At 51.3% G+C, this 23,503-nt stretch carries 25 protein-coding genes and 2 pseudogenes; 21 read left to right on the top strand and 6 right to left on the bottom strand.

What is annotated here, in order from left to right; all coding sequences use genetic code 11:
- Position 1 precedes the first annotated feature (1 nt).
- On the top strand, positions 2 to 301 hold the full coding sequence (locus HLG76_RS02180) for a DUF2007 domain-containing protein (RefSeq protein ID WP_021022232.1): 300 nt from the start codon (positions 2 to 4) through the stop codon (positions 299 to 301).
- Positions 302 to 306: 5 nt separating this feature from the next.
- On the opposite strand, the gene HLG76_RS02175 is transcribed toward HLG76_RS02180, so the two are convergent.
- The gene (locus HLG76_RS02175) at positions 307 to 573 is read right to left on the bottom strand and encodes a DUF1145 domain-containing protein (RefSeq protein ID WP_175992989.1); all 267 of its coding nucleotides are present in this window, start codon (positions 571 to 573) and stop codon (positions 307 to 309) included.
- 27 nt (positions 574 to 600) lie between these two features.
- Positions 601 to 1,215 (bottom strand): 16S rRNA (guanine(966)-N(2))-methyltransferase RsmD, encoded by a 615-nt coding sequence (rsmD, locus tag HLG76_RS02170; RefSeq protein ID WP_021022234.1) that lies wholly within the window; start codon positions 1,213 to 1,215, stop codon positions 601 to 603.
- An 87-nt stretch (positions 1,216 to 1,302) separates the two neighbouring features.
- Between rsmD and ftsY the strand changes: the two genes are divergently transcribed.
- The 8 genes and pseudogenes from ftsY to HLG76_RS02130 all read left to right on the top strand — a co-directional run bounded on the left by ftsY (position 1,303) and on the right by HLG76_RS02130 (position 9,111).
- On the top strand, positions 1,303 to 2,523 hold the full coding sequence (gene ftsY / locus HLG76_RS02165; protein ID WP_175992988.1) for a signal recognition particle-docking protein FtsY: 1,221 nt from the start codon (positions 1,303 to 1,305) through the stop codon (positions 2,521 to 2,523).
- A gap of 2 nt (positions 2,524 to 2,525) precedes the next feature.
- Entirely contained in the window at positions 2,526 to 3,194 is a 669-nt protein-coding gene (gene ftsE / locus HLG76_RS02160; protein WP_077576383.1) for a cell division ATP-binding protein FtsE, read from the top strand.
- Positions 3,187 to 4,122 (top strand): permease-like cell division protein FtsX, encoded by a 936-nt coding sequence (ftsX, locus tag HLG76_RS02155; protein ID WP_077461461.1) that lies wholly within the window; start codon positions 3,187 to 3,189, stop codon positions 4,120 to 4,122. Before ftsE ends, ftsX begins: the two co-directional genes overlap by 8 nt.
- 120 nt (positions 4,123 to 4,242) lie before the next feature.
- On the top strand, positions 4,243 to 5,106 hold the full coding sequence (rpoH, locus tag HLG76_RS02150) for an RNA polymerase sigma factor RpoH (protein WP_021022237.1): 864 nt from the start codon (positions 4,243 to 4,245) through the stop codon (positions 5,104 to 5,106).
- 333 nt (positions 5,107 to 5,439) lie between these two features.
- Positions 5,440 to 5,777, top strand: a pseudogene (gene glpE / locus HLG76_RS02145) (thiosulfate sulfurtransferase GlpE).
- A gap of 16 nt (positions 5,778 to 5,793) precedes the next feature.
- A complete protein-coding gene (glpG, locus tag HLG76_RS02140) occupies positions 5,794 to 6,615 on the top strand; it encodes a rhomboid family intramembrane serine protease GlpG (protein WP_175993006.1) in 822 nt (273 codons plus the stop codon).
- A gap of 252 nt (positions 6,616 to 6,867) precedes the next feature.
- Positions 6,868 to 8,229 carry a glycerol-3-phosphate transporter gene (gene glpT / locus HLG76_RS02135; protein ID WP_077670170.1) on the top strand — a complete coding sequence of 454 codons (1,362 nt, stop codon included), beginning with the start codon at positions 6,868 to 6,870 and terminating at the stop codon, positions 8,227 to 8,229.
- Between the two features lie 87 nt (positions 8,230 to 8,316).
- Positions 8,317 to 9,111, top strand: coding sequence for a DeoR/GlpR family transcriptional regulator (locus HLG76_RS02130; RefSeq protein WP_077461465.1), 795 nt, complete (start codon positions 8,317 to 8,319; stop codon positions 9,109 to 9,111).
- On the opposite strand, the gene HLG76_RS02125 is transcribed toward HLG76_RS02130, so the two are convergent.
- Complete coding sequence (locus tag HLG76_RS02125; RefSeq protein WP_077670169.1) at positions 9,112 to 9,534, bottom strand: flagellar basal body-associated protein FliL; 423 nt, start codon at positions 9,532 to 9,534, stop codon at positions 9,112 to 9,114.
- A gap of 157 nt (positions 9,535 to 9,691) precedes the next feature.
- Here HLG76_RS02125 and HLG76_RS02120 point away from each other — a divergent pair, with 157 nt between their 5' ends.
- Positions 9,692 to 10,234 carry a chorismate lyase gene (locus tag HLG76_RS02120; RefSeq protein WP_077576378.1) on the top strand — a complete coding sequence of 181 codons (543 nt, stop codon included), beginning with the start codon at positions 9,692 to 9,694 and terminating at the stop codon, positions 10,232 to 10,234.
- Complete coding sequence (gene ubiA / locus HLG76_RS02115) at positions 10,231 to 11,085, top strand: 4-hydroxybenzoate octaprenyltransferase (RefSeq protein ID WP_077461468.1); 855 nt, start codon at positions 10,231 to 10,233, stop codon at positions 11,083 to 11,085. Before HLG76_RS02120 ends, ubiA begins: the two co-directional genes overlap by 4 nt.
- A gap of 176 nt (positions 11,086 to 11,261) precedes the next feature.
- Here ubiA and plsB read toward each other — a convergent pair whose 3' ends face one another.
- Positions 11,262 to 13,712: a glycerol-3-phosphate 1-O-acyltransferase PlsB gene (plsB, locus tag HLG76_RS02110; RefSeq protein WP_077646533.1), complete on the bottom strand. Its 2,451-nt coding sequence runs from the start codon at positions 13,710 to 13,712 to the stop codon at positions 11,262 to 11,264.
- A gap of 213 nt (positions 13,713 to 13,925) precedes the next feature.
- Here plsB and lexA point away from each other — a divergent pair, with 213 nt between their 5' ends.
- The 6 genes and pseudogenes from lexA to HLG76_RS02080 all read left to right on the top strand — a co-directional run bounded on the left by lexA (position 13,926) and on the right by HLG76_RS02080 (position 19,844).
- Positions 13,926 to 14,552, top strand: a complete 627-nt coding sequence (lexA, locus tag HLG76_RS02105; RefSeq protein ID WP_025744361.1) for a transcriptional repressor LexA — start codon at positions 13,926 to 13,928, stop codon at positions 14,550 to 14,552.
- A gap of 121 nt (positions 14,553 to 14,673) precedes the next feature.
- Positions 14,674 to 15,468 carry a class I SAM-dependent methyltransferase gene (locus HLG76_RS02100; RefSeq protein WP_025744362.1) on the top strand — a complete coding sequence of 265 codons (795 nt, stop codon included), beginning with the start codon at positions 14,674 to 14,676 and terminating at the stop codon, positions 15,466 to 15,468.
- A 256-nt stretch (positions 15,469 to 15,724) separates the two neighbouring features.
- Positions 15,725 to 16,840, top strand: coding sequence for a cytochrome c oxidase subunit II (gene coxB, locus HLG76_RS02095; protein WP_077576375.1), 1,116 nt, complete (start codon positions 15,725 to 15,727; stop codon positions 16,838 to 16,840).
- 9 nt (positions 16,841 to 16,849) lie between these two features.
- Positions 16,850 to 18,451: a cytochrome c oxidase subunit I gene (gene ctaD / locus HLG76_RS02090; RefSeq protein WP_077461472.1), complete on the top strand. Its 1,602-nt coding sequence runs from the start codon at positions 16,850 to 16,852 to the stop codon at positions 18,449 to 18,451.
- A complete protein-coding gene (locus HLG76_RS02085; RefSeq protein WP_077670153.1) occupies positions 18,441 to 18,968 on the top strand; it encodes a cytochrome c oxidase assembly protein in 528 nt (175 codons plus the stop codon). Before ctaD ends, HLG76_RS02085 begins: the two co-directional genes overlap by 11 nt.
- A 10-nt stretch (positions 18,969 to 18,978) precedes the next feature.
- Positions 18,979 to 19,844 (top strand): annotated as a pseudogene (locus tag HLG76_RS02080) (cytochrome c oxidase subunit 3).
- 1 nt (position 19,845) lies between these two features.
- Here the strand turns inward: HLG76_RS02080 and HLG76_RS02075 are convergent.
- Entirely contained in the window at positions 19,846 to 20,052 is a 207-nt protein-coding gene (locus tag HLG76_RS02075; RefSeq protein ID WP_077461475.1) for a DUF2909 domain-containing protein, read from the bottom strand.
- A 45-nt stretch (positions 20,053 to 20,097) separates the two neighbouring features.
- Here HLG76_RS02075 and HLG76_RS02070 point away from each other — a divergent pair, with 45 nt between their 5' ends.
- Genes HLG76_RS02070 through cyoE form a run of 4 tightly spaced genes read left to right on the top strand, consistent with a single transcriptional unit; the run spans position 20,098 to position 23,225 of the window.
- Positions 20,098 to 20,805 carry an SURF1 family protein gene (locus tag HLG76_RS02070; protein WP_175992987.1) on the top strand — a complete coding sequence of 236 codons (708 nt, stop codon included), beginning with the start codon at positions 20,098 to 20,100 and terminating at the stop codon, positions 20,803 to 20,805.
- A complete protein-coding gene (locus tag HLG76_RS02065) occupies positions 20,802 to 21,323 on the top strand; it encodes a hypothetical protein (RefSeq protein WP_077660377.1) in 522 nt (173 codons plus the stop codon). Before HLG76_RS02070 ends, HLG76_RS02065 begins: the two co-directional genes overlap by 4 nt.
- A 2-nt stretch (positions 21,324 to 21,325) precedes the next feature.
- Positions 21,326 to 22,348 carry a heme A synthase gene (locus HLG76_RS02060; protein ID WP_175992986.1) on the top strand — a complete coding sequence of 341 codons (1,023 nt, stop codon included), beginning with the start codon at positions 21,326 to 21,328 and terminating at the stop codon, positions 22,346 to 22,348.
- Positions 22,323 to 23,225, top strand: coding sequence for a heme o synthase (gene cyoE, locus HLG76_RS02055; protein ID WP_175992985.1), 903 nt, complete (start codon positions 22,323 to 22,325; stop codon positions 23,223 to 23,225). The genes HLG76_RS02060 and cyoE overlap by 26 nt, the downstream gene beginning before the upstream one ends.
- A gap of 18 nt (positions 23,226 to 23,243) precedes the next feature.
- On the opposite strand, the gene HLG76_RS02050 is transcribed toward cyoE, so the two are convergent.
- Positions 23,244 to 23,492: a DUF3862 domain-containing protein gene (locus HLG76_RS02050; protein WP_077461480.1), complete on the bottom strand. Its 249-nt coding sequence runs from the start codon at positions 23,490 to 23,492 to the stop codon at positions 23,244 to 23,246.
- Positions 23,493 to 23,503: the final 11 nt, after the last annotated feature.

Below are 23,503 nucleotides of genomic sequence, written 5' to 3'. Positions count from 1 at the left end.
CATGGAGCAAGTCTATCAAGCGATGAACCTCTTAGAAGCACACAGCCTAAAAGGGCTACTGGTCAGCCACCAGATTGATTGTGTGTTAAAAGGTGAAACATTGAGTGCCGCGGTGGGAGAGCTACCCCCGGATGTTCAGGGGGTCACCTTGTGGGTCGAGCCAGAAAAGGTGACTCAGGCGCGGACGTTGCTACAGGAATACGAAGCCCAAAGTCACACCCATTGGATTTGCCAAGCATGCGGTGAAGAGAATGCCGGTAGCTTTGAACTATGCTGGCAGTGCCAGCATAGTCGCGAGTGATTGCGTTACACCATATACTTACGGCGAATATCGAGCAGCGCAAAGATCCCAAAAATCAGAATTGACCACTTCTCCCAGCGGCTCATGGCAACTTTATCGCCAAAGGCCCCTAAAAAGATCAGCATTTGTAAGCCGTGCATGACTAACAAAAAGCCCGTCATGATGTACAGTGCCATGGCGGCGACACCAGGAAAAGGATGGACAATATTGGCAATCAACACCAGCCACACAAAGACGATGGCGGCTTTCGCCAATAAGATTAACACTTTCATAGTTTTTCTCTCACGGGTCTTGTTTGCTTAATGATCGGGTTCAGTAAAATATAACCGGTAGTTGACTTGTCCTGCGCGTTTTTCACGGTGACAGTGCCAATGCGCGGGGATCTGACAAGCCTCTAAATCACTCTCGGCTTCGACATAAACACAGGCGTTTGGCGCAAGCCAATGATTGGCGTCTAACGCGGCCAAGGTGTCCTCGAGTAGGCCTTGATGAAAAGGCGGATCGACAAACACAATATCATACGGACCGTCTTTGGGGGCGGTGGCAAGTAGGGCGAGCGCATCGCCGCAATCAATGTGTGCGTTTTGCGCCCCAAGGTGATCTACATTAGCCCGTAATTGTTTGGCTGCCGCGGGATGTTTCTCACAAAAATGGACCCAGCTTGCGCCACGAGAGAGCGCTTCAAAGCCGAGTCCGCCACTTCCTGCGAAAATATCGAGGCAGCGAGCCTCTGGCAAATAAGGCGCGAGCCAGTTAAAAACGGTTTCTTTCACCCTGTCAGTGGTGGGGCGGAGCCCTTGCGCGTCTTGTACCGCAAGCTTACGGCCACGCCAGCGGCCAGCAATAATACGGACAGACCCAACCCCACGAGAAGGGGTAGGCGATGAGGGTTTGCGGTTGGCGCGTTTAACCATAGATTTTTTGACCGTTAAGAAGGTGGTAGACTATGCCGATTCGGTATTGTGCCGCTGATTGTATCAAGCATGCTTTAGGATTTGCCAATGGCAGAAAAAAAGAAACGTGGATTTATGTCATGGTTGGGCTTGGGTCGTAAAAAAGACCAGGCACAGCCGGACCCAGAACAAGAATCATCAACGCATTCGCCAGACGTGGCGGACGATACGGTGGCGTCAGTGACGTCGACGGATACGTCTGTTGAAACTGCTTCACAAAATCAACAAGAAAGCCTTGCACCTGAGGGCGAAATCAACACGGGTAGCTTGCCAGAGCCAGAGCCAGAGCCAGAGCCAGAGCCAGAGCCAGAGCCAGAGCCAGAGCCAGCGGTGCGCGAAAAACCGCAACGTGAAGGCTTCTTTGCGCGGTTAAAACGTGGCCTGCAAAAAACCAAAACCAACCTCGGCTCCGGCTTCTTTAGCTTGTTTAGCGGCAAGAAAATCGATGAAGAGCTATTTGAAGAGCTTGAGGAACAGTTGCTGATCTCTGATGTAGGGATGGAAGCCACGACCAAAATCATTGATAACCTCACCGATAAGGCCAGCCGTCGCGATCTCAAAGATGGTGAAGCCCTGTACGGCATTCTCAAACAAGAAATGGCGCACATGCTGGAAAGCGTTGAGCAACCCTTGGTGCTGACGGATCAAAAGCCTTATGTGATCTTGATGGTTGGCGTTAATGGCGTGGGTAAAACGACCACGATCGGCAAAATGGCACGCCAATTTCAGGATCAAGGCAAATCGGTCATGTTAGCCGCCGGTGACACCTTCCGTGCTGCCGCCGTTGAACAACTGCAAGCTTGGGGTGAGCGTAACCACGTGCCCGTGATTGCCCAGCATACCGGCGCTGATAGCGCGTCTGTGCTTTATGATGCGATTGAAGCGGCCAAAGCACGAAATGTCGATGTGGTGATTGCCGATACCGCCGGACGCTTGCAAAACAAAGCCAACTTGATGGAAGAGCTACGCAAAATTGTCCGTGTGATGCAAAAACTGGACGTAGGTGCCCCGCACGAAGTGATGCTTACCCTTGATGCAGGCACCGGGCAAAATGCGATCAGTCAGGCCAAGTTATTTAATGAGATAGCACCGATCACCGGTATTACCCTCACTAAATTAGATGGCACCGCAAAAGGCGGGGTGATTTTTGCGGTGGCTGAACAATTTAATATTCCGATTCGCTATATTGGTGTCGGTGAAGGCATTGAAGATTTACGCACCTTTAACGCCAATGACTTTATCGAGGCGCTGTTTAGCCGGGAGGAATAACCGTGATCCAGTTTCAGCAAGTCAGCAAAGCCTATCGCGGGGGACGTCAGGCCTTACAAAAGGTTAATTTTGAATTGCCTAAAGGCGACATGGCCCTGCTCACGGGTCATTCAGGCGCAGGGAAGAGCACCTTGTTGAAACTAATTTGTGCCATTGAGCGTCCCAGTGATGGACATATTTATTTCAACGGCCACGATATATCGCGCCTCCCGCGTCAAGATATTCCCTTTTTGCGTCGTCATTTAGGGATTATCTTTCAAGATCATAAACTGCTGATGGACGCGACCGTGTTCGAAAATGTCGCCTTGCCCTTACGGATTGAGCAGCAGTCAGACAATGAAATCAAAAAGCGGGTTTCAGCCGCGCTCGATAAAGTTGGTTTGCTTGATAAAGCGCGTTGTAACCCCATACAACTGTCCGGTGGTGAGCAACAGCGGGTAGGGATTGCGCGTGCGGTGGTCAATCGTCCCCAAGTGCTGTTGGCTGATGAGCCGACCGGAAATTTAGATGCGGCGTTGTCTGCGCAAATTATGGAATTATTCCGCTTATTCAATCAAGTCGGGGTGACCATCTTGATGGCAACGCATGACACCAGCCTGCTCGAACAATACAACCATTTACGGCGCTTTGACCTTCAACACGGAAGCTTAGCGGAGGTGGGGCATGGCTGAATCATTTATTCAGACCCAGCAACGTCACGCATTGACGGCTTGGCGTGATCTTTTTCAGCGTCCGATGGGTAATTTACTCACGCTGATGGTGTTGGCCGTTGCCTTGTCTTTGCCGGCGACCTTCTATTTGCTAGCTAAAAATGTGGTCGCGGTAAGTGCGCATTGGCAAAGCCCAGCAGAGATCAATGTTTTCTTGTCGCCGACACAATCTGAGCAACAGGGACAGGCGCTGGCGGACACACTGAAAACGTGGCCAGGTATTGATAGCGTCACCTATGTGTCACCGTCTGAAGGCATGACCGCGCTTAAAAAGCAGCGTGGCTTTCATCAAGCGGTCACTTTATTGGAGGACAATCCTCTTCCCAGCGTGATCGTGGTGGTTCCCAGGGGAGATGCTGACAATGACAGCACTCGGACACTGTCGGATCGCGCGAGTGGATTAGCAGAGCAATTAAGGCAACGGGATGAGGTCGCTGAAGTGCGGCTCGATACCGACTGGCTCGCGCGTCTTGATGCCATAAAGACCTTGGCGATGACGATGGCGTGGTTATTTTCTATTTTAATGCTGGCGGCTGTTGTTTTGCTGGTCGGGAATACGCTGCGCTTACAGGTCCTGCATCATCAACCCCGGATCCAGGTGATGAAAATGGTGGGCGCAACGGACAGTTTTATTTTGCGTCCCTATTTATACATGGGGGCTTGGCTGGGGAGTTTAGCCGCAGTCGTGGCCTGGATTCTCACTGCCATGAATACGTGGCTGATGGATGGTGCCGTCCACCAATTTGCACAGCTATATGACAAGCCCTTTACCCTCAGCGGACTGAGTTGGGATGAGTCTTTGCTATTATTGATGGGATCCGTTTTGCTTGGCGTAGGCGCTGCCTTGCTGGCGACGCGCCGTCACTTAAAAGAGATTGAACCTGTATAGGGGTAATACGGTCATAGAACAACGAGAGAGACATCAGGGCTTGCAGTTTTCCCCCGCTTGGGTATATTTTTGCATGCTTAATAGCAATTCGGTCTTCGACGATTCGGAAACGAGGTTTGAATGACAAAAGAGATGAACGCATTGGCACCGATTGTACAAGGTAACATCGATGGTTATCTGCAAGCGGTTAACAGCCACCCTATGCTCAGCGCGGAAGAGGAGCATTCGCTGGCCGAGCGTCTCCATTATCATGGTGATTTGGAGGCGGCAAAGTCGCTGATCTTATCTCACTTGCGTTTTGTTGTTCACATCGCCCGTGGATACACCGGATACGGCTTACCCATCGCGGATTTGGTTCAAGAAGGCAACATTGGCTTGATGAAGGCGGTCAAACGTTTCAACCCTGAAGTTGGCGTACGTCTGGTGTCATTTGCTGTCCATTGGATCAAAGCCGAAATTCACGAGTACGTATTACGTAACTGGCGTATCGTTAAAGTGGCAACGACCAAAGCGCAACGTAAGCTGTTTTTCAACTTACGTAAAAATAAGAAGCGCTTGGGTTGGTTTAATAACGACGAAGTGAATATGGTCGCGGAGCAACTTGGCGTTGAGGCGTCAGAAGTTCGTGAGATGGAAGCCCGTTTAGCGGCACAAGATCCGACCTTTGAAGCGCCCGCATCGGCAGACGATGAGCGTGAAAATGGCCCAATGGCGCCGGTTTACTACCTAGAGGACAAAAGCTCAGATATTGCCGAGTCTCTAGAGGCAGAAAACTGGGAAGCGCACGCTAATCGTCGCTTGGCGAATGCGTTATCAGGCTTGGATGAACGTAGTCAGCATATTGTTCGTGCTCGTTGGTTAGAGGACAATAAGGCAACGTTGCAAGACTTGGCAACGCATTATCAAGTCTCCGCAGAGCGTGTGCGACAACTAGAAAAAAATGCGATGAAGAAATTAAAGCAAGCCATTGGCGATGCGCTATAGCGCCTCCTGATCCTTGTATTGGTTTCGTGAAGAAAAACCGGCCCGTTGGCCGGTTTTTTTATGCCTGAAAACCAGGCGGTACTCATCCCGATAGCAAGTTATGCACAGCTTATCCTGGATCCATACTATATGTAGTGGATCCTTAGCTACGATCATCGCTTATCAACGCAATTCACACCTTTGTCCACAAACGATCAAAAATCAAACAAAGCGAGTATTGCTAGGCAGGCGGGGGGAGACAAACTCAGGTACAATGCGGGTTCATCTCGAGGCGCACGCGATCCTCGTGTAACATCTGCTGGGAATAACTTTGTGAGTGGAGAGGTATAAGGTATGGATCAGTTCGCACATATCTCTGTGACCGATGCGTGGGAAATGCTGAACGATGATCAGCAAAATGCAGTATTAGTGGATATTCGTGATCCTCAAACCTTTCAGGTCGCGCATCCTCAAGAGGCCTATCACCTTACCAACGACACGCTGGTGGCGTTTATGGATCAGGTCGATTTTGATCAACCCGTCTTGGTGATGTGTTATCACGGGATCAGTAGCCAAGGGGCGGCACAGTATTTGATCAATCAAGGCTTCGATACGGTTTATAGTGTCATGGTGGGTTTGAAGCCTGGCATCGACAGTCACTGCCGACCGCATCAGGGATCGATATAAAATAGGACAGCCCATGCAAAAATCGCGGTATTGCCCAATGCGCGCTTGGCACAAGCTTTTATCGATTACGCGGCCGCGCATGATGTTAGCCTTGAGCTCGCGCCAGAGCCAGACGCACACGTTGCGGTTTGGTTGATTAATGACGACGACAAAGCATGGGTCGACAACGAGCTAGAACGTTTTATTGCCGATCCAACACATAGTCGTTATCAAGCGGCGTCTTGGCAAGTTGCCGAGACGCGCCAAGCACGCTTTCACTACCCCTCAGCCCGATTATGGCAAACGGTAAAAGAGAAATCTGGCCCGGTTACCTTGAGTATCATGTTTATCTGTGTGGCCTTGTTTACGCTGATGACCCTCGGCGGCTTTGATGTGGTAGCGCGTCGTCTGCTGTTTCCTGCAGACAGCAGCCAACAATGGCAATTATGGCGTTTATTCAGCCATGCACTGCTGCATTTTTCTGCCTTACACATCATCTTTAATTTGTTGTGGTGGTGGGTGCTCGGAGGCCGAATTGAGCGTCTCGATAGTAGCAGTAAGCTGATGCAGATCTTTCTCTTTGCCGCACTTTTCTCAGGCTTAGGCCAATATTGGTTAGACGGCCCGTATTTTGGTGGGCTTTCCGGCGTGGTTTATGCGCTACTGGGCTATTTATGGTGGCTAACTTGGTTGGCTCCCGAGCGTGGATTAACCATCGAAAAACCTTATGTGATCTTTATGCTGGCATGGCTGGTGATTGGATTTTTCCAGCCTATGGGCATGAACATCGCCAATATGGCGCATTTATTTGGCTTAATCATCGGTTGTGTCCTGGGTTTATGGGACGCAAAACGCCACGCCTGACTATCCGCTAACCCCTCGTTCATCGACTGATACCACTGTGCCCTAAAAAAGAGCAATGAATTGCTCTTTTTTTGTTCGAACGCATGCCTTTTTTGCGTTAGATCTATGTTTTTATGTTCGATTTCACGGTTTTGGTTTTCATTTTGAGTGATTATTCCATTTGTTGAGCGAAATCGAAACTTTAGTTGCTCACTTGTTTGATTTTTATCTTTTTAATTAATCCATCGCGTACATCTTACTGAGGACCCTCCCATGTTTGGAATCTTCCGGCCGGCAGCTCACCGGCAAAGATTGCCAGAGTCACAGATCGGTGACACTTATACCCGACTGCGCTGGCAATTATTTTTTGGTATTTTTATCGGCTATGCCGGTTATTATCTGGTGCGTAAAAACTTTAGCTTGGCGATGCCGTTTCTGATTGACGAATATGGCTTTAGTCGCGGCGATCTAGGTGTCGCATTGGCAGCGGTATCCATCGCTTATGGTTTGTCCAAGTTCCTCATGGGCAGCGTGTCTGATCGCTCAAACCCAAGATATTTCTTAAGTGCCGGTCTGTTAATGTCATCACTGGTGATGTTCAGCTTTGGCTTTTTGCCATGGACGACAAGCAGTATTGCCATCATGTTTGTGCTGCTGTTTATCAATGGCTGGGTGCAAGGTATGGGCTGGCCGGCTTGTGGACGCACCATGGTGCACTGGTGGTCACGGAAAGAGCGTGGTGAGCTAGTCTCCGTCTGGAACGTTGCCCATAACATTGGTGGCGGACTGATTGGTCCTTTGTTCTTACTGGGTTTATGGCTGTTTAACGACGACTGGCGCGCTTCTTTCTATGTGCCGGCATTCTTTGCTGCGTTGGTCGCTGTCTTTATCTGGTTTACCTTGCGAGATACCCCACAATCGTGTGGCTTGCCGCCGATTGAAGAGTACAAAGACGATTATCCGGATAACTATGACGAAGAAGCATTTGAAAAAGAAATGTCTGCCAAAGACATCTTTATCACTTATGTGATGAAAAACCGTCTGTTGTGGTATATCGCGATTGCCAATGCCTTTGTTTACTTGATTCGCTATGGCGTGCTCGATTGGGCGCCGGTTTACCTGGATGAAGCCAAAGGCTTTACTGTGGATAAATCGTCTTGGGCCTACTTCTTGTATGAATGGGCCGGTATCCCAGGCACACTGTTGTGCGGTTGGATGTCCGATAAGTTCTTTAAAGGGGCTCGTGCGCCAGCCGGGGTGCTATTTATGGTGCTGGTGACGGTCGCTGTGTTGGTGTATTGGTTTAACCCCGCCGGCAATCCAGGCATTGATATGGTGGCACTGGTTGCGATTGGCTTCTTAATTTATGGCCCCGTGATGCTCATTGGTCTGTATGCCTTGGAGCTTGCACCGAAAAAAGCGGCGGGTACCGCGGCAGGACTGACCGGACTATTTGGTTATCTAGGTGGCGCGGTTGTCGCGAACATTGCTCTGGGTTATACCGTGGACCACTTTGGCTGGGACGGTGGCTTTATGCTGCTCACCGGTGGCTGTGGCTTGGCCATCTTCTTCTTGTGCCTCGCGTGGGTGGGAGAGCATCGTGTGCGCCGTGACGCGGCTGTGCACGCTGCCTAAATGATCTGTCTTGGCATTGCCTAGTGGCTATGCGTAAACTAGGAAGCCCTCGTGATCGCGGGGGCTTTTTTTGTAAGGGGAGATGCAGTGAAGCAAAACAAACGTCATCAGCAAATCATTGATCTGGTTAAATCACAAGGATACGTGAGCACGGAAGACTTGGTTGAGCGCTTCAATGTCAGCCCACAAACGATTCGACGTGATCTCAATGAATTGGCAGCAGAAAATCAAATTCGCCGCCATCACGGTGGTGCCACCGTGCCCTCCAGCTCTGAAAACACCGCGTATGCGACCCGCAAAGTATTGCAACAACAGGAAAAAGACACCATCGCTCAGGCGCTGGTGCAGCATATTCCCGACGGCGCAACGTTATTTATTGATATTGGGACCACCCCAGAGGCGGTGGCGCGCGCATTGCTGGATCATCATAACTTACGGGTAGTCACCAATAACCTCAATGCGGCGGCGATCTTAATGCCGAAACAGGATTTTACGGTGATTATTGCCGGTGGTGAGGTACGCAATCGTGATGGTGGCATTGTGGGAGAGGCCACGCTCGATTTTGTCTCTCAGTTTCGACTCGACTTTGGCATCTTGGGGATCAGTGGTATTGACGATGATGGGTCATTACTGGACTTTGACTATCATGAGGTGCGGGTTAAAAAAGCCATTTTAGACAATAGCCGCTGTGTGATGTTGGCCGCTGACCATACTAAATTTGGCCGTAATGCGATGGTGAACTTAGGCAATATTACCCAACTGGATATGGTCTTTACCGATGTCACTCCGCCCGCGCAAATTCAGGAGATGTTAGCGGCACAAGGCAGCCACCTAGAGGTGATCAGCCATGCCGTCTCTGAGGATATGCCATCAGTTGGGTGATTACTGATAGAGGTACTTGGTAAATAAAAGGTCGGCCAGCATTCTGCGATTGGTTTCGGCAAGAAGAAGCGCGTTGACCTTTTCTAGGCATGCTTTGCGAATCGCTTCGCGTCCCGACAGCGATTTAATTTTGCTCGCGGTCTGTTGCGCCAAGGTTTCTATGATGACATCGCGGATCAGCGGCGAGTGGTATTCCAGCTCGCTGACCCACTTAGGGTCATCAACCATCAATTCAACTTTCACCTTGATAAAACCGAGCCGTGGGCCTTCGGTGACATAATTGGTGGTAATTTCAGGCTCTAAGGAAAAGTAACTGTACTTTGCTTGGCTGCCGTTACTGCCTTCTTCTTGTGCCTGGACGGCGGTACTGACCCATAACAACAGGCTCAGCAGTACCATCAATAGGGGTTGTCGTTTACTCATAGCCACCCAAAAATTCGGTTGATGATGTGATAGGAGTAGGCCGTGCGCATTCTCCAATCGCGGTCAGCCTGATACAATTACCCGCCGAGTATAGCAACATTGTCCGCCTCATAGGGGGACGGACAGGCGAATTTTGCGCGATGTGGCACAGGAAATAATGTCAGACTTAAATCATACCTATCTAGAGGCGCTGCAACAGGCACGCTGGGAGCGACCCGATATTGCGGCGTTAAAGCGCACCGCAGAAGGCAGCTGGTTGTTAGAATCACACTCCATGACGGCACGACTCAAACGCCACTGTCAGGATTTCGATGTCGACGTGCTCCAGGTCTATCAACTGACGCCGGACAAATTGACCGATCATGAAACCGCTTTGATTGGCCCAGAGGCCTGTGTGGTACGGGAAGTCGTCCTCAAAGGTGACGGACAAGCTTGGCTCTGTGCGCGAACGCTAATGCCGGCTTCCACCTTAGAGGGACAGGGTGGCCACTTACACGCGCTGGGGACCGAACCACTGGGTCAGCATGTGTTTAAACAGCGGGCCTCTCGCCGCGATGCGATTGAAACCGCGCATGTCTCTTGCTTGTCACACCAGCTTTATGCCCGTCGCTCACGTCTTTGGCTTCATAATCGACCCATGTTAGTGGCCGAACTCTTTTTGCCTCACTCTCCCTTATATGGCAAGGAGGCGCCTGCATGAGCACGAAATTGGCTGCTTATGGCCAGCTTGCACGTTTAGACCGTCCCATTGGTACCTTATTATTACTCTGGCCAACATTATGGGCGTTATTTTTAGCCGCCGATGGCATGCCGGCGTTGCTGACCCTGGTCGTATTTGTGCTCGGGGTGTATATGATGCGTGCTGCCGGCTGCGTGATTAACGATTATGCGGATCGCCACTTTGATGGTCACGTCAAACGCACCAAAGCGCGCCCTTTGCCCTCAGGGCGGATTGGCGAGAAAGAAGCGCTGGGTTTCTTTATTGCGCTAGTGTTAGGTGCATTTTTATTGGTATTAACCCAAAATACGCTCACCATTCAGCTCTCGTTTGTTGGGGTGGCGCTGGCGTTTATTTACCCGTTTATGAAGCGCTATACCCATCTTCCCCAGCTGGTGTTGGGGCTGGCGTTTAGCTGGGCGATCCCGATGGCGTTTGCCGCGGCACAAGGGGCACTCCCTCCGGTGATTTGGCTGCTATTTATGGCCAATATTTGCTGGACTATTGCTTACGACACCTTGTACGCCATGGTGGACCGCGATGATGATCTAAAGATTGGGATTAAATCGACCGCCATCTTGTTCGGACGTTGGGATAAAGCCGCGGTTGGTGTATTGCAGTTATTGACGCTTGCGCTATTGATGCTCGCCGGGCAATGGCTAGAGCTGGCGGCCGGTTACCAATGGAGCCTATTAGCGGCCTTTGCGCTATTTGTTTATCAACACTATCTTGCCCGTGAACGGGAACGCATGGCATGTTTTCAGGCTTTTTTAAACAATAACTATGTCGGTTTAGTGGTATTCATTGGTGTTTTGGCCGGTATTTACGGTTAATGTTGTCGCTCTTATCATCAACAACGAGACACTAAAAAGGCGCTTCTGAATGAAGCGCCTTTTTTTAAGTATCTAACTGTTTCTGGCCGTCAATAGCTTTTTAATCAATATCTTATGGTAACCAAGAGCTTATGAAAACCAAGAGCTTATGGGCACTACAAGCTGACGGTACCCTGTTAGCTATCATCAGGCTGGCTTTCATTCAGCGGCTGATTTAGCACGGCTTGAATTGTTAATTGCACTTCTGGTGAGATCAAACCACAGACAAAGTCATTTAAGGCCTGGATGCGCTCAGCATTGGCTTTGGCATCATCGTCTAAATAGCCTTGCTCGCGCAGGGTATCGATAAAGATGGTAAAGACCTGTTTATCGAAAAACTCAGGCGCATTGATACCATGCAAACGGCTGAGTCGTTGCGCTAGCATTTGGCTGTGTTTTTCCAAATCGCGCTTATCAATGTGTGGCTGATGGGTGAACAAGGTCAAGGTAATGGCATAGCGCTGCAGGGTTTCGGCAATGGTACGGCCGAGTAATTGTAGCTCGCCGAGCTTGGCATTATTCATGGTGACTTTGTCGCCCTCACAGCACAACAAGGACTGCGCATGCATGGCATGTAAGAGTGCATCAAAGTAGCTGTCGAGTCCGGCATCATCAAAGCTCATAAAGAGTTCTGCTTTGAGCAAGGGATACAACTGCTGCACACAAGCCCGCAAGCCGGATTGACTGATGGTTTGGTGGGTTACCAGGATTTGTGCAATCAGTGATGGCAGTGCCACTAGGTGGATCACATTATTGCGATAGTAAGTCATTAAGATGGCTTGCTGGCGGTCAAGCGAAATGACTTCACCCATGGTGTCTTTCTCGACCACCAGTTTATTTAACGACAACGCATGCTCGACCAATTCTACCGGCGAGGCTTGTGGGACACTGCTACTGGTGGAATATGGGGCCTGAGTCAGTAGGCCTTGATAGACCGCAAGCTGTGCTTCTAAGGCTTCTCTGCTCAGGGCTCGTTGGCGCGAGGCGAGCAGCGCGGTCGCACAGAGGTTCAGCGCATTGGTCGCGGCGGCATCGTTGATATGGGTCATGACCTTGGTCGCTAACTCACTCACCACTGGGTTCATCCAAGCCGGCTTTTGAGGCTCCATTGGATCAATATAATCATGCCAATCTGGCACTTTCTCATTGAGGTGTTGATTGAGCGCAATCGGCTCACCGAAGTTGACATAGCCAAGGCCATAATTGCGCAACTTACGCACGATCCCGAGTACCTGACCAAAGCTCTCTTTTTCTTTACGCTGGCCCTGTAGCTCTTTGGCATAAGTGTTCACTTCCATCACATGCTCGTAGCCGATATAGACAGGCACTAAGGTGATAGGACGCTGTTGCCCGCGCAGCATGGCTTGCAAGGTCATCGATAACATCCCCGTTTTGGCCGACAGTAAGCGACCAGTGCGCGAGCGCCCGCCTTCAGCGAAATATTCGACCGAATAACCGCGGGCAAACAACTCGGCCAAGTATTCACGAAAAACGGTGGAATATAAGCGATTGCCTTTAAAACTGCGGCGAATAAAAAAGGCGCCACCGCGACGGAAGAGCGGCCCGGCAGGGAAGAAGTTGAGGTTGACGCCCGCGGCAATATGCGGCGGCACTAAGCCTTCTTTATACAGTACGTAAGAGAGCAGCAAGTAATCCATGTGCGAGCGATGGCAAGGCACATAGACAATCTCGTGACCATCTTGCGCCAGCTGGCGAACCCGTTCGGCATTGTTAACATGAAGGCCTTGATACAGTTTATTCCAAAGCCAGGTTAGAATGCGGTCGCTGTATCGAATCAAACGATACGAAAAGTTTGCCGCAATCTCTTCCATCATGTCGACGGCTTCTTTACGAACTTTTTCAACTGACACATCACGGCTTTGTGCTTCATCGTGGACGACTTTGTCGATGGCCTTTGACGCCAGTAGGCGTTTGAAGAGCAAAGCACGATTAGGTAAGCGTGGGCCTGAAGCCGCGAGTTTTTGCCGCGAAAAGTGGATCATTGCCACTCGCGCCAGTTTATGGGCGATCGCCTGATCGGTGCCGTGTTTATCCGCCATATAGCGCAAGGATACCGCTTGGCTTAACCGCACCATGCCATCACGGCCACGCGTAAGGATGGTCCAGAATTTTTCTGGCCCATTCATTGCGTGCAGCGTTGCTTGGTGGCGTTGTGTTTCGTTACCCGGATCGCGTTGCCACAACACGGAAGCGGGAACCAGCTGGATATCCAATTCACTATCTTGACGATGTAAGCGCAGCAGATCTTGAAAATGCGCTAAGGAGCGTTTGGGCAAGTCTTGATCCGCGGAAAAGACCTTACGACCGTGACTAATAAAGACATAGCGCGGCAGTGTGGTATCGCCAATAATGAGGGGCTTTAATGGATCCGGTAATCCTTGACGTAAACAGGTTCGCCGTAGCGTTAATAAATCCGAATGAGACTGAAACGGCAACACGTACACAATAGGACGTGCGAGAGACAGGTTTAGCTGCTCGACCGGTTCAGAGGGGATACATTGGGTTTTTACCCAGGCAGAAAGCGGCAAATTCAATAGCTTGTAATAAATCTTTTGCCAGAGCGCCATGATTGTCAGTGCCTCAAATTCAAAATGCGCGCCAAGGATAGCAGAAAATGGCTGCGAACTTGCAACCAAAGGCAGAGAATTGACGCGAGATTGCGCGCGTTTGAATCGGCTACCGACAATGAGATCCGCTTCTCGTGTCTATAATTAGTCCTTTTCAAGCCGTATGTTACTGGATATACTCACAGTTAACTGTATAAAAAGACAGGTAAGAGCATGAAGCCGTTAACCGCGAGACAGCAACAAATCTTCGAGCTGATTAAAACCCATATTGAAGACACAGGGATGCCCCCAACACGTGCCGAAATCGCCCGTCAGCTGGGGTTTCGCTCCGCGAACGCTGCCGAAGAGCATTTGAAAGCGTTGGCGCGCAAAGGCGTACTCGAGATTATTCCCGGGGCATCACGCGGTATTCGCTTAATTAGCGAAGAAGAAGTGGTGACGCCTGATGACCAAGGCTTGCCTTTAATTGGCCGTGTCGCGGCGGGTGAGCCCATCTTGGCACAAGAGCATGTTGAGAGCCTCTATCAGGTCGATCCAGCCTTGTTTAAGCCAAGTGCCGACTTTTTACTGCGAGTTAGCGGCATGAGCATGAAAGATATTGGCATTCTTGACGGTGACTTACTGGCGGTGCACAAAACACAAGACGTACATAATGGCCAAGTGGTCGTCGCGCGAGTGGATGACGATGTCACCGTCAAACGGCTAGAGAAGAAAGGGTCGAATGTTGTTCTTCATGCTGAAAACGATGAATTTATGCCGATCTCGGTGGATTTAACTGCACAATCACTGACGATTGAAGGTGTTGCTGTTGGTGTGATTCGTAATACCGATTGGATGTGATTTCTCACGTTGGCGGACATTGATGTCCGCCAATGGAATGCGGTTAAAAAAACATCTTTGCATTTCTCTACATTTAAACGATAATTATTATCATCCTTGATTATCGTGTGTGGAGGTGTCCGTGCGTACGCAACAGCATTCTGTTCCCAGTAAGCTATTTAAGCCTATGTGGCTGCGCAGTCGTGAGAGCCTGACTGACAATGGTGTGATCTATGACCCCATGGCGGCCGCCGCATGCCAAGGGTGTGTCATGCAGCCCGAATGTGATTGGCACAATCTCGATCAAACCCAGCTTCTTTATGCCACGCTCACTAGCCAGTGTGATGCCATTGTTAAACAGTTTCTTGCTCAGCATCCCACGGCATGGATCATTAATGTTGGTGGTGGGTTAGATACCCGCTTTTATCGACTGGATAACGGCCGTTGTCGTTGGTTAGAAGTCGATGTTGACGAAACCTTGTTATGGCGAGAGCGTTTATTCCACACCAGTGAGCGTTTCCGAATGGTGCAAGGGTCGGTCAAACAGCTTGATTGGCTGGCGCAACTGGCGGTCCCTGCGGGTCATCCGACCATGTTAATTTGCGATCAAGCCTTACTTGAGTGCACCAACCAAGAAATTTCTGCATTTTGCCAGCATATTAGTCGCTATTTTCCGCAAGTTGAGGCCTGTTTAGTCTTAGCGGGAGATAAGTGCCATAGCCGGATCGGCCAGAAACTGGGGTGTGAATCTTATCAACATGGTTTTGCCGATCCGCGTATGGCGATCATTCAAGCCTTGCCCTGGGCCTGTCGGGTTGAAGAACACTCCCCACTTGATAAACCTTGCCCAAGGTGGCGTTTTTGGCAGCGCGCACTGGCGGCGATGCCGCGTTATCGTCTGCGTTTTACCCCGATGGTGTTGCATATTGAGATCTAGCGCGGCGCGGATGCCGCCTTTCGCTTTTCAGTCTGTGCTTAGCCTCACGATCTTTCTTTGTCTATTTTTTGTCCTTTGGGCAAACCTCTCCTAGATTGAATGTAAACAAAACGTTAATTTTTGTGATCGTATGTATCGCGTTGTTTCCTTAACCTTTGCTTAAGCTGCGTGGGTTTAAGCAAAGGTGCAATGCATTCATGCCTGCGGGCAGGAGGGGGCCGTGTCGAGCTACCATAAACCAATACTGGCATCGGGAATGGCTTTGCTGCCTGGGCAAGTGCAGGCTGCCGAACGTGAAGGGTGGAATCTGACTCAAGGGGTCACGGCCATCAGTCAGCAGGTGTATGACCTGCATATGACGATTTTCTATATTTGCGTGGCGATAGGGGTATTGGTGTTCGGCGTAATGTTTTGGGCCATTATCCGCCATCGTAAATCCAAAGGCGCCAAGCCTGCTTCGTTTCATGAAAGTACCAAGGTAGAAATTGCGTGGACGCTCGTACCGTTTCTCATTTTGGTGGGTATGGCGATCCCCGCCACCCAAGTCTTACTCGATATGGAAGATACCACCAAGCCTGATTTAACCGTTCAAGTGACTGGCTCACAATGGAAGTGGCATTACCGCTACTTTGATCACGATGTTGCCTTTTTCTCCTTGCTTGCCTCTAGCCCTGAACAGATCCGCAACGAAAGACAAAAACGCGATAACTATTTGTTAGAAGTCGACCAACCCTTGGTGTTACCGGTGGGACGCAAGGTGCGCTTTTTGATCACGTCGCAAGATGTGATTCATTCTTGGTGGGTACCGGCCTTCGCGGTGAAAAAGGATGCCAACCCTGGGTTTATCAATGAGGCTTGGACCAAAATCGACAAACCCGGTATTTATCGTGGGCAGTGTGCCGAGCTGTGCGGTAAAGACCACGGTTTTATGCCAATTGTGGTGATCGCCAAGCCGCAAGAAGAATTTGATGCTTGGGTGCAAAAAACCGCACTCACTCAGCAACAAGCTCGCGAAGAAGAGCAACGCTTATTGGGGATGGAAATGCCGATGGATGAACTGATGGCGCTGGGCAAACAAGTCTATGACAGCCGCTGCGGCATGTGCCATCAAAGTGAAGGGCAAGGCATGCCTGGCGTATTCCCAGCGTTAGCGGATGCTGAGATTGCGACGCAACCAAATCGATTGGTCGATCATATCGATATTGTCGTCAACGGCAAAGCCGGCACCGCCATGCAAGCGTTTGGACCGCAATTGTCACTCAAAGAGTTAGCAGCGGTAGTGACGTACGAGCGCAATGCGTGGGGCAATGACACCGGCGAGACGGTACAAGCCGCTCAGGTTAACGCGGTGATGTCGGGCGAAGAGCTTTAGGAGCGCACTATGACAGATACAACGCCAGAATCCGTTCATGACGACCACCACCATAAACCGCGCGGCATCATGCGCTGGGTGCTGACCACTAACCACAAAGACATCGGCTCCATGTATCTGATTTTCAGCTTCACCATGTTTTTGCTGGGTGGCGCGATGGCAATGGTGATCCGTGCGGAATTATTCCAGCCCGGCCTGCAACTGATAGAGCCCAACTTTTTTAATCAAATGACTACGGTTCATGGTTTGATTATGGTGTTTGGCGCGGTCATGCCTGCCTTTACTGGGCTCGCTAACTGGATGGTGCCGATGATGATAGGGGCGCCGGATATGGCGCTACCACGGATGAATAACTGGAGCTTTTGGATTCTGCCGTTTGCGTTTCTATTGTTGATCGGCTCGTTATTTATGGAAGGTGGCGGCCCCAACTTTGGCTGGACCTTCTACGCGCCACTGTCGACTACCTATAGCCCCGATAGCACCGGCTTATTTGTGTTTGCCCTACATATTATGGGGATCAGCTCCATTATGGGGGCGATCAATGTGATTGTGACAATTATCAATATGCGCGCGCCTGGCATGACCTATATGAAAATGCCGCTGTTTGTCTGGACCTGGCTGATAACCGCCTTTTTGCTGATTGCGGTGATGCCGGTATTAGCGGGAGCAGCGACCATGGTGCTGACCGATAAATACTTTGGCACCAGCTTTTTTGATGCAGCGGGGGGCGGTGATCCGGTTTTGTTCCAGCACATTTTCTGGTTCTTTGGTCACCCAGAAGTTTACATCATGATTTTGCCCAGTTTTGGCATTATCTCGGCCATCGTGCCGGCGTTCTCACGCAAACGGCTATTTGGTTACAGCTCCATGGTGTATGCCACCGCCTCGATTGCAGGATTAAGCTTTCTGGTATGGGCACATCATATGTTCACTACCGGGATGCCGGTGTTTGCCGAGCTGTTTTTCATGTTCTGTACCATGCTGATCTCGGTGCCGACTGGGGTCAAAGTGTTTAACTGGGTGGCGACCATGTGGCGAGGCTCGCTAACGTTTGAAGTGCCGATGCTGTTTGCGATTGCATTTATCGTCTTATTTACCATTGGCGGGTTTTCTGGGCTAATGTTGGCGATCACACCGGCTGATTTTCAGTACCACGACACCTACTTTGTGGTGGCGCACTTTCACTATGTTTTAGTCTCAGGGGCGGTGTTCTCGATCATGGCAGCCGCCTATTACTGGCTGCCTAAATGGACTGGGCATATGTTTAATGAAACCCTGGCACAGTGGCATTTTTGGTGCTCAGTGATTTCCGTCAATATTCTTTTTTTTCCGATGCATTTTCTCGGCCTCGCAGGCATGCCACGCCGGATCCCCGATTATGCCCTGCAGTTTGCCGACGTGAACGCCATTGTCAGCATTGGTGGCTTTGCCTTTGGTTTGTCGCAACTCATCTTTTTAGCCGTCGTCATTAAATGCGCGCGTGGTGGCGAGCCTGCTGCCGCTAAACCTTGGGAGGGGGCCGAAGGTCTGGAGTGGACCGTGCCATCGCCCGCGCCTTACCACACCTTTGAGACACCGCCGGATCTGGAGGAAGCGCGCTATGGTCACTAAATCAACGCGCTCCGCTCGTCGTCTACTGTTGCTCGCCGTGGGTATGTTTGGTTTTGCCTTTGCCTTAGTTCCGCTCTACGACGTGTTTTGCGACGTGACGGGCATTAATGGCAAAACGGATACCGAGGCGGCCGCATCCAGTGCTGGCATTAACCAAGATCGCTTGGTGACCATTGAATTTATTGCCTACACCAATCCGGGGATGCGTTGGACATTTGAGCCCCAAGTCAACCAGATGCAAGTGCACCCTGGTGCGACTCACACGATTAATTATCTCGCAACGAATAACGCACGCTATGACACCATTGGTCAAGCCGTACCCTCGGTCTCACCGGGGATAGCCGCGCAATACTTTAACAAGATTGAATGCTTTTGTTTTAACCGGCAGCCATTGCCACGTGGCGAGGACGCGGCGTTGCCCCTGGTGTTTTATGTGGATCCTGAGCTGCCGGATGACATTAACCATTTAACGCTGGCCTATACGCTGTTTGATGTCACCGCCAGTGCCAAGGAATAAGGAGGCGATCATGGCGACGCCTGAACGTTACTACGTCCCAGCTGCCAGTATATGGCCGATTGTCGGTGCGATGGCGCTGTTTTTAATTGCGGCAGGGGCCGGTGCCACGGTAGGCGGCTTGTTTGGGGGATACGGCCCTTGGTTGTTGCTTGCGGGCACCGTACTGATTGTGGTGATGCTGACCGGCTGGTTTCGCGATGTGATCCGCGAATCCATGCAAGGCCTCTACTCGGCTCAAATGGACCGTTCTTTTCGCCAAGGAATGAGCTGGTTTATTTTCTCTGAGGTGATGTTTTTGGTGCCTTCTTTGGTGCGCTCTTTTACGCCCGCTTTATCGCCGTACCTTGGCTAGGCGGGGCCAGCAATAATGCGATGACCGCGGCGGTATTGTGGCCGGATTTTGTTGCCCAGTGGCCACTGACTGTCACACCGGGCGGGATAGAAACCACGGCAATGCCCGCGATGGGACTGCCCTTGCTTAACACGCTGATCCTCCTGACCTCGTCGGTCACGCTCCATATTGCCCATACTGCGATTGAAAAAAACCAACGCGGACGGCTGAAGGGATTTTTACTGGCGACCGTCTTACTTGGGGCGGTGTTTATGTTCTTTCAAGGCGAAGAGTATGTGCATGCCTATCAAGAAATGAACTTGCGCCTCGATTCAGGCGTGTATGGCAACACCTTCTACTTACTGACGGGCTTCCATGGTTTACACGTGACCTTGGGAACCGTAATGCTCTTGGTTATTTGGTTGCGCGTGATGCGTGGACATTTTAGTCCTGAGCATCACTTTGGCTTTCAAGCCAGTGCGTGGTATTGGCACTTTGTGGATGTGGTGTGGCTGTGCTTGTTTGTGTTGGTTTACATTCTTTAACTCAGTATGGGCGCGGATTGGGGGCAACCCAGCCCATGGAGAGCGCAATCAGCAATAACACGAAGACAATCACGGAAAACAGCACCCGGCGACCGAGATAACGGGATAAAGGCACTGAATTATCGCCTTTTAATAACACGGGCAAGGCACGAAAGAGGTTAAACAAAATAAAAACCAGTAAACAAATCAGAATGGCTTTGATCAACATAAGCGCTCCTTCGCGCAATGGGTAAGTATGAAACAAGGACGACGAATGGGATTTCTGATATTGACTGTGGTTGTGGTCTTGCTGCTCGTCAAGTTAAGCCATTGGCAATGGACGCGTGGCGCGCAAAAAGCCCAACATCTGGCACGGTTTGACGCCAACCAAACACCACAATCACTCACAGGCTCGGTGCAAAAAGGGCAATACCTGGTGATCGATGGCCAGTTTCGCCCCGAGTTCGCCGTGTGGCTCGACAATCAGATTCACCAAGGCCGCGTAGGCTATCGCCTTTTTCTTCCTTTTATTCCAAGCCAGCAGCCATCGCAGTGGTGGTTGGTTGAATTGGGCTGGATGGCCGCGCCTGCGCTTCGTGCATTGCCGGACGTACCCACGTTAGCATCGCGCTATCAACTGTTCGGATTTGCTGACACACCGTCAAAGCGCGTTGTGCTTAAGCAACAGACGGAAACGCAAACCTGGCCGGTGCGGGTACAACGCATTGATTTACCCACATTGCAGGCACGACTACCCGCGCTAGAGGTGCAGTGGCTGATACGGGCAGAAAAACTGGTGGATGTGACAGCGCCGAGCCGGGATGCCTTGGCGCAAGCAGGGGTGAGGCCGGTGTGGCAGCCAGTGGTGATGCCGCCGACGAAGCACTATGGCTATGCCTTGCAATGGGCACTGATGGCTCTCGCAGTCGGTATCGGTGCGGGCATATGGTGGCACAAAACACAAAGGAAGGAGTGCGAATGAAAGGACGCATGCTTGTCGTGGCATTGATAGGGATCTTTATACTGCCGGTGGTGGTGGCCAAATTAGTGCTCGAGCAAAGTTGGTACCAAAAAGGTGTCACCAATTACGGCCAGTTTCTTGCTGAGCCAGCGACCTTGAATTGGTTACCCGAGCAAGGGCAGTGGCGGTTGATTTATCGGGTGCCAGAACAGTGTGACTTGGTGTGTGAGCAAGCCCTTTTTCAGTTAACGCAAATTCCTATTGCGGTGGGTAAAGAGCGCGATCGCGTCACTAGCGTGGCCCTGACAAGTACTGCACCGAAAGCGCCGGAGGTACTGACATGGCAAACTTTGACGACCGAGCAGGCGCAGGCATGGCAGCAGCAAGCATTTGATAAAAATACCATTTATCTTAGCGATCCGATGAACAATGTGGTGCTGGCCTATCCAGTCAGTGATGATAACACCCAGTGGATTGCGCAAGGTAAAGGCTTATTGCGCGATCTCAAACGGCTTCTCAAGTTGTCTAAGGTAGGCTGATTATGGCAACACGTCGCTACCAACTCGCCGTCTTATCGACACTGATACTGGCCGTGCTGGTGGTTGGGCTGGGCGCGTTTACCCGTTTAACTGAAGCCGGACTTGGCTGCCCTGATTGGCCCGGATGTTATGGCCACTTGGGCGTGCCCGACAGTGGAACTGCGCAATCGGTGGCGATGTTGCGGTTCCCCGACGCGCCCTTGGATGTGACGAAAGCGTGGAATGAAATGCTGCACCGCTATGTCGCAGGCACCTTAGCATTGGCTATTTTTGCGTTGACTTGGATAAGCTGGCGACGCTCCGATTATCGGGCGTTACGGCCGCTGACCACGCTGCTGAGTGTGGTGGTAGTCATGCAAGCGGCGCTCGGGATGTGGACGGTCACCTTAAGCTTAATGCCGGTGGTGGTGATAGCACATTTGCTCGGTGGCTTCACTACGGTGTGTTTGCTGGCTTGGCTTGCGGTGTTGGCAGGGGCAATCAAGCTGCCCGTTATGCAAATATCGCCGCCCGCACGCCGCGTGGGCAGTGTGGCAGTGGTCGCCGTGATCATACAGATAGGATTGGGCGGTTGGACCTCAGCAAATTATGCCGCCACGGTCTGTACGCAGTTACCTATCTGCGAAAGCCCTTGGTGGCAGCTTTTCACCCCCTCGGCGTTTAATCCTATCAGCCCTCACAGCGAGACCTACCAGTTTGGCGTACTGAATCATGCCGAGCGGGTGACCATTCATGCCACGCACCGTCTCGGCGCCATGGTGGTCACCGCATTAGTGCTCGCTTGGGCATGGATGCTGTGGCGTGCTGGGGCGCGTGCGCTGGCAATGGCAGTGAGTGGTGTGTTGGCGATTCAAATTACGTTGGGCGTGACCAACGTGGTCGCGTTGCTGCCGCTAAGTGTGGCGGTGGCGCATAACCTCGGTGGATTGTCGCTACTGGCCATATTACTGCTCTCCCGGTTTTTATGTCTTTCACCGTCGGCCCGACAAGGATCTCACCATGGCACAGTATCAACGCACCGCTAATGTATCGACGCCTACTGGCGCTAATTGGCGTGATTATTACGAGCTCACCAAACCGCGCGTGGTCGCCATGCTGCTTCTCACCGCGCTGGTGGGGATGTGTTTAGCCACGCCCGGCTGGCCACCCTGGTCGGCGGTGCTGGTGGGATTATTTGGCATTGGCGCACAAGCCAGTGCTGCGGCGGTGTTTAATCACGTGATTGATTGGAAAATTGATACCAAAATGCAGCGTACTCGCCATCGTCCCGTTGCTGAAGGCCGTGTCAGTCAAGGCGCCGCTTTGGTGTTTGCGGTGGCACTGATGGTGAGCGGCTTTATTACCTGTTGGTGGCTGAATCCGCTCACCGCGTGGTTGACCTTTGCCAGCCTGGTGGGTTATGCGTTGGTATACACCCAGTGGCTTAAACCCGCGACACCGCAAAACATTGTCATTGGCGGTTTGGCCGGCGCAATGCCGCCACTACTTGGTTGGACGGCGGTGACAGGCGAGGTCCACGCGCATGCGCTGCTGCTGGTGATGATTATATTCACGTGGACGCCGCCCCACTTTTGGGCGCTGGCGATTCATCGGCGCCATGATTATGCCAAAGCCGATGTGCCGATGCTGCCCGTCACCCACGGGGTTCGCTTTACTCAGACCATGGTTTTGCTTTACACCTTATTGCTGGTGGTGGTGGGGATTTTCCCTTGGCTGACCGGGATGAGTGGTTGGCTATATCTGGTGGGCGCGACTGCCCTTAACCTCGCTTTTGTCGGCTATGCTTGGCGACTGAAAACCCAGTCGCAAAAAGGCATCGCGTGGCAGACTTTTAAGTTTTCGATATGGCATATCTTCGCGACCTTTGTGGTGCTGCTTGCCGACCACGCGTTGCGCTATTAAGTGGCGCTATTGGAGGGACTACTTAAGCCCTTTTGCCGACAGTACCGTGGCTTTGTCGGCGACAAACGAGACCTTAATGTGTTTGCCATCACCGCCCCACACGCAATGGGTTAATCCCATGGTGTCATCACATTGGCTTGGCTTGCCAACGTGAGCAACTACCACGTCATAACTCATGCCGACCTCTAACTGATCGTAGTTTTGCTTAGTCACTTTCGAGCAACCGGCCAGAAAGACGACCAAGACACAGGCAAAAAAGACGCGCATAACAATACCTC

This window comes from Salinivibrio sp. EAGSL (assembly GCF_013366455.1).
Taxonomy (GTDB): Bacteria; Pseudomonadota; Gammaproteobacteria; order Enterobacterales; family Vibrionaceae; genus Salinivibrio; species Salinivibrio costicola.
This window is presented reverse-complemented; position numbering and strand designations above follow the sequence as displayed.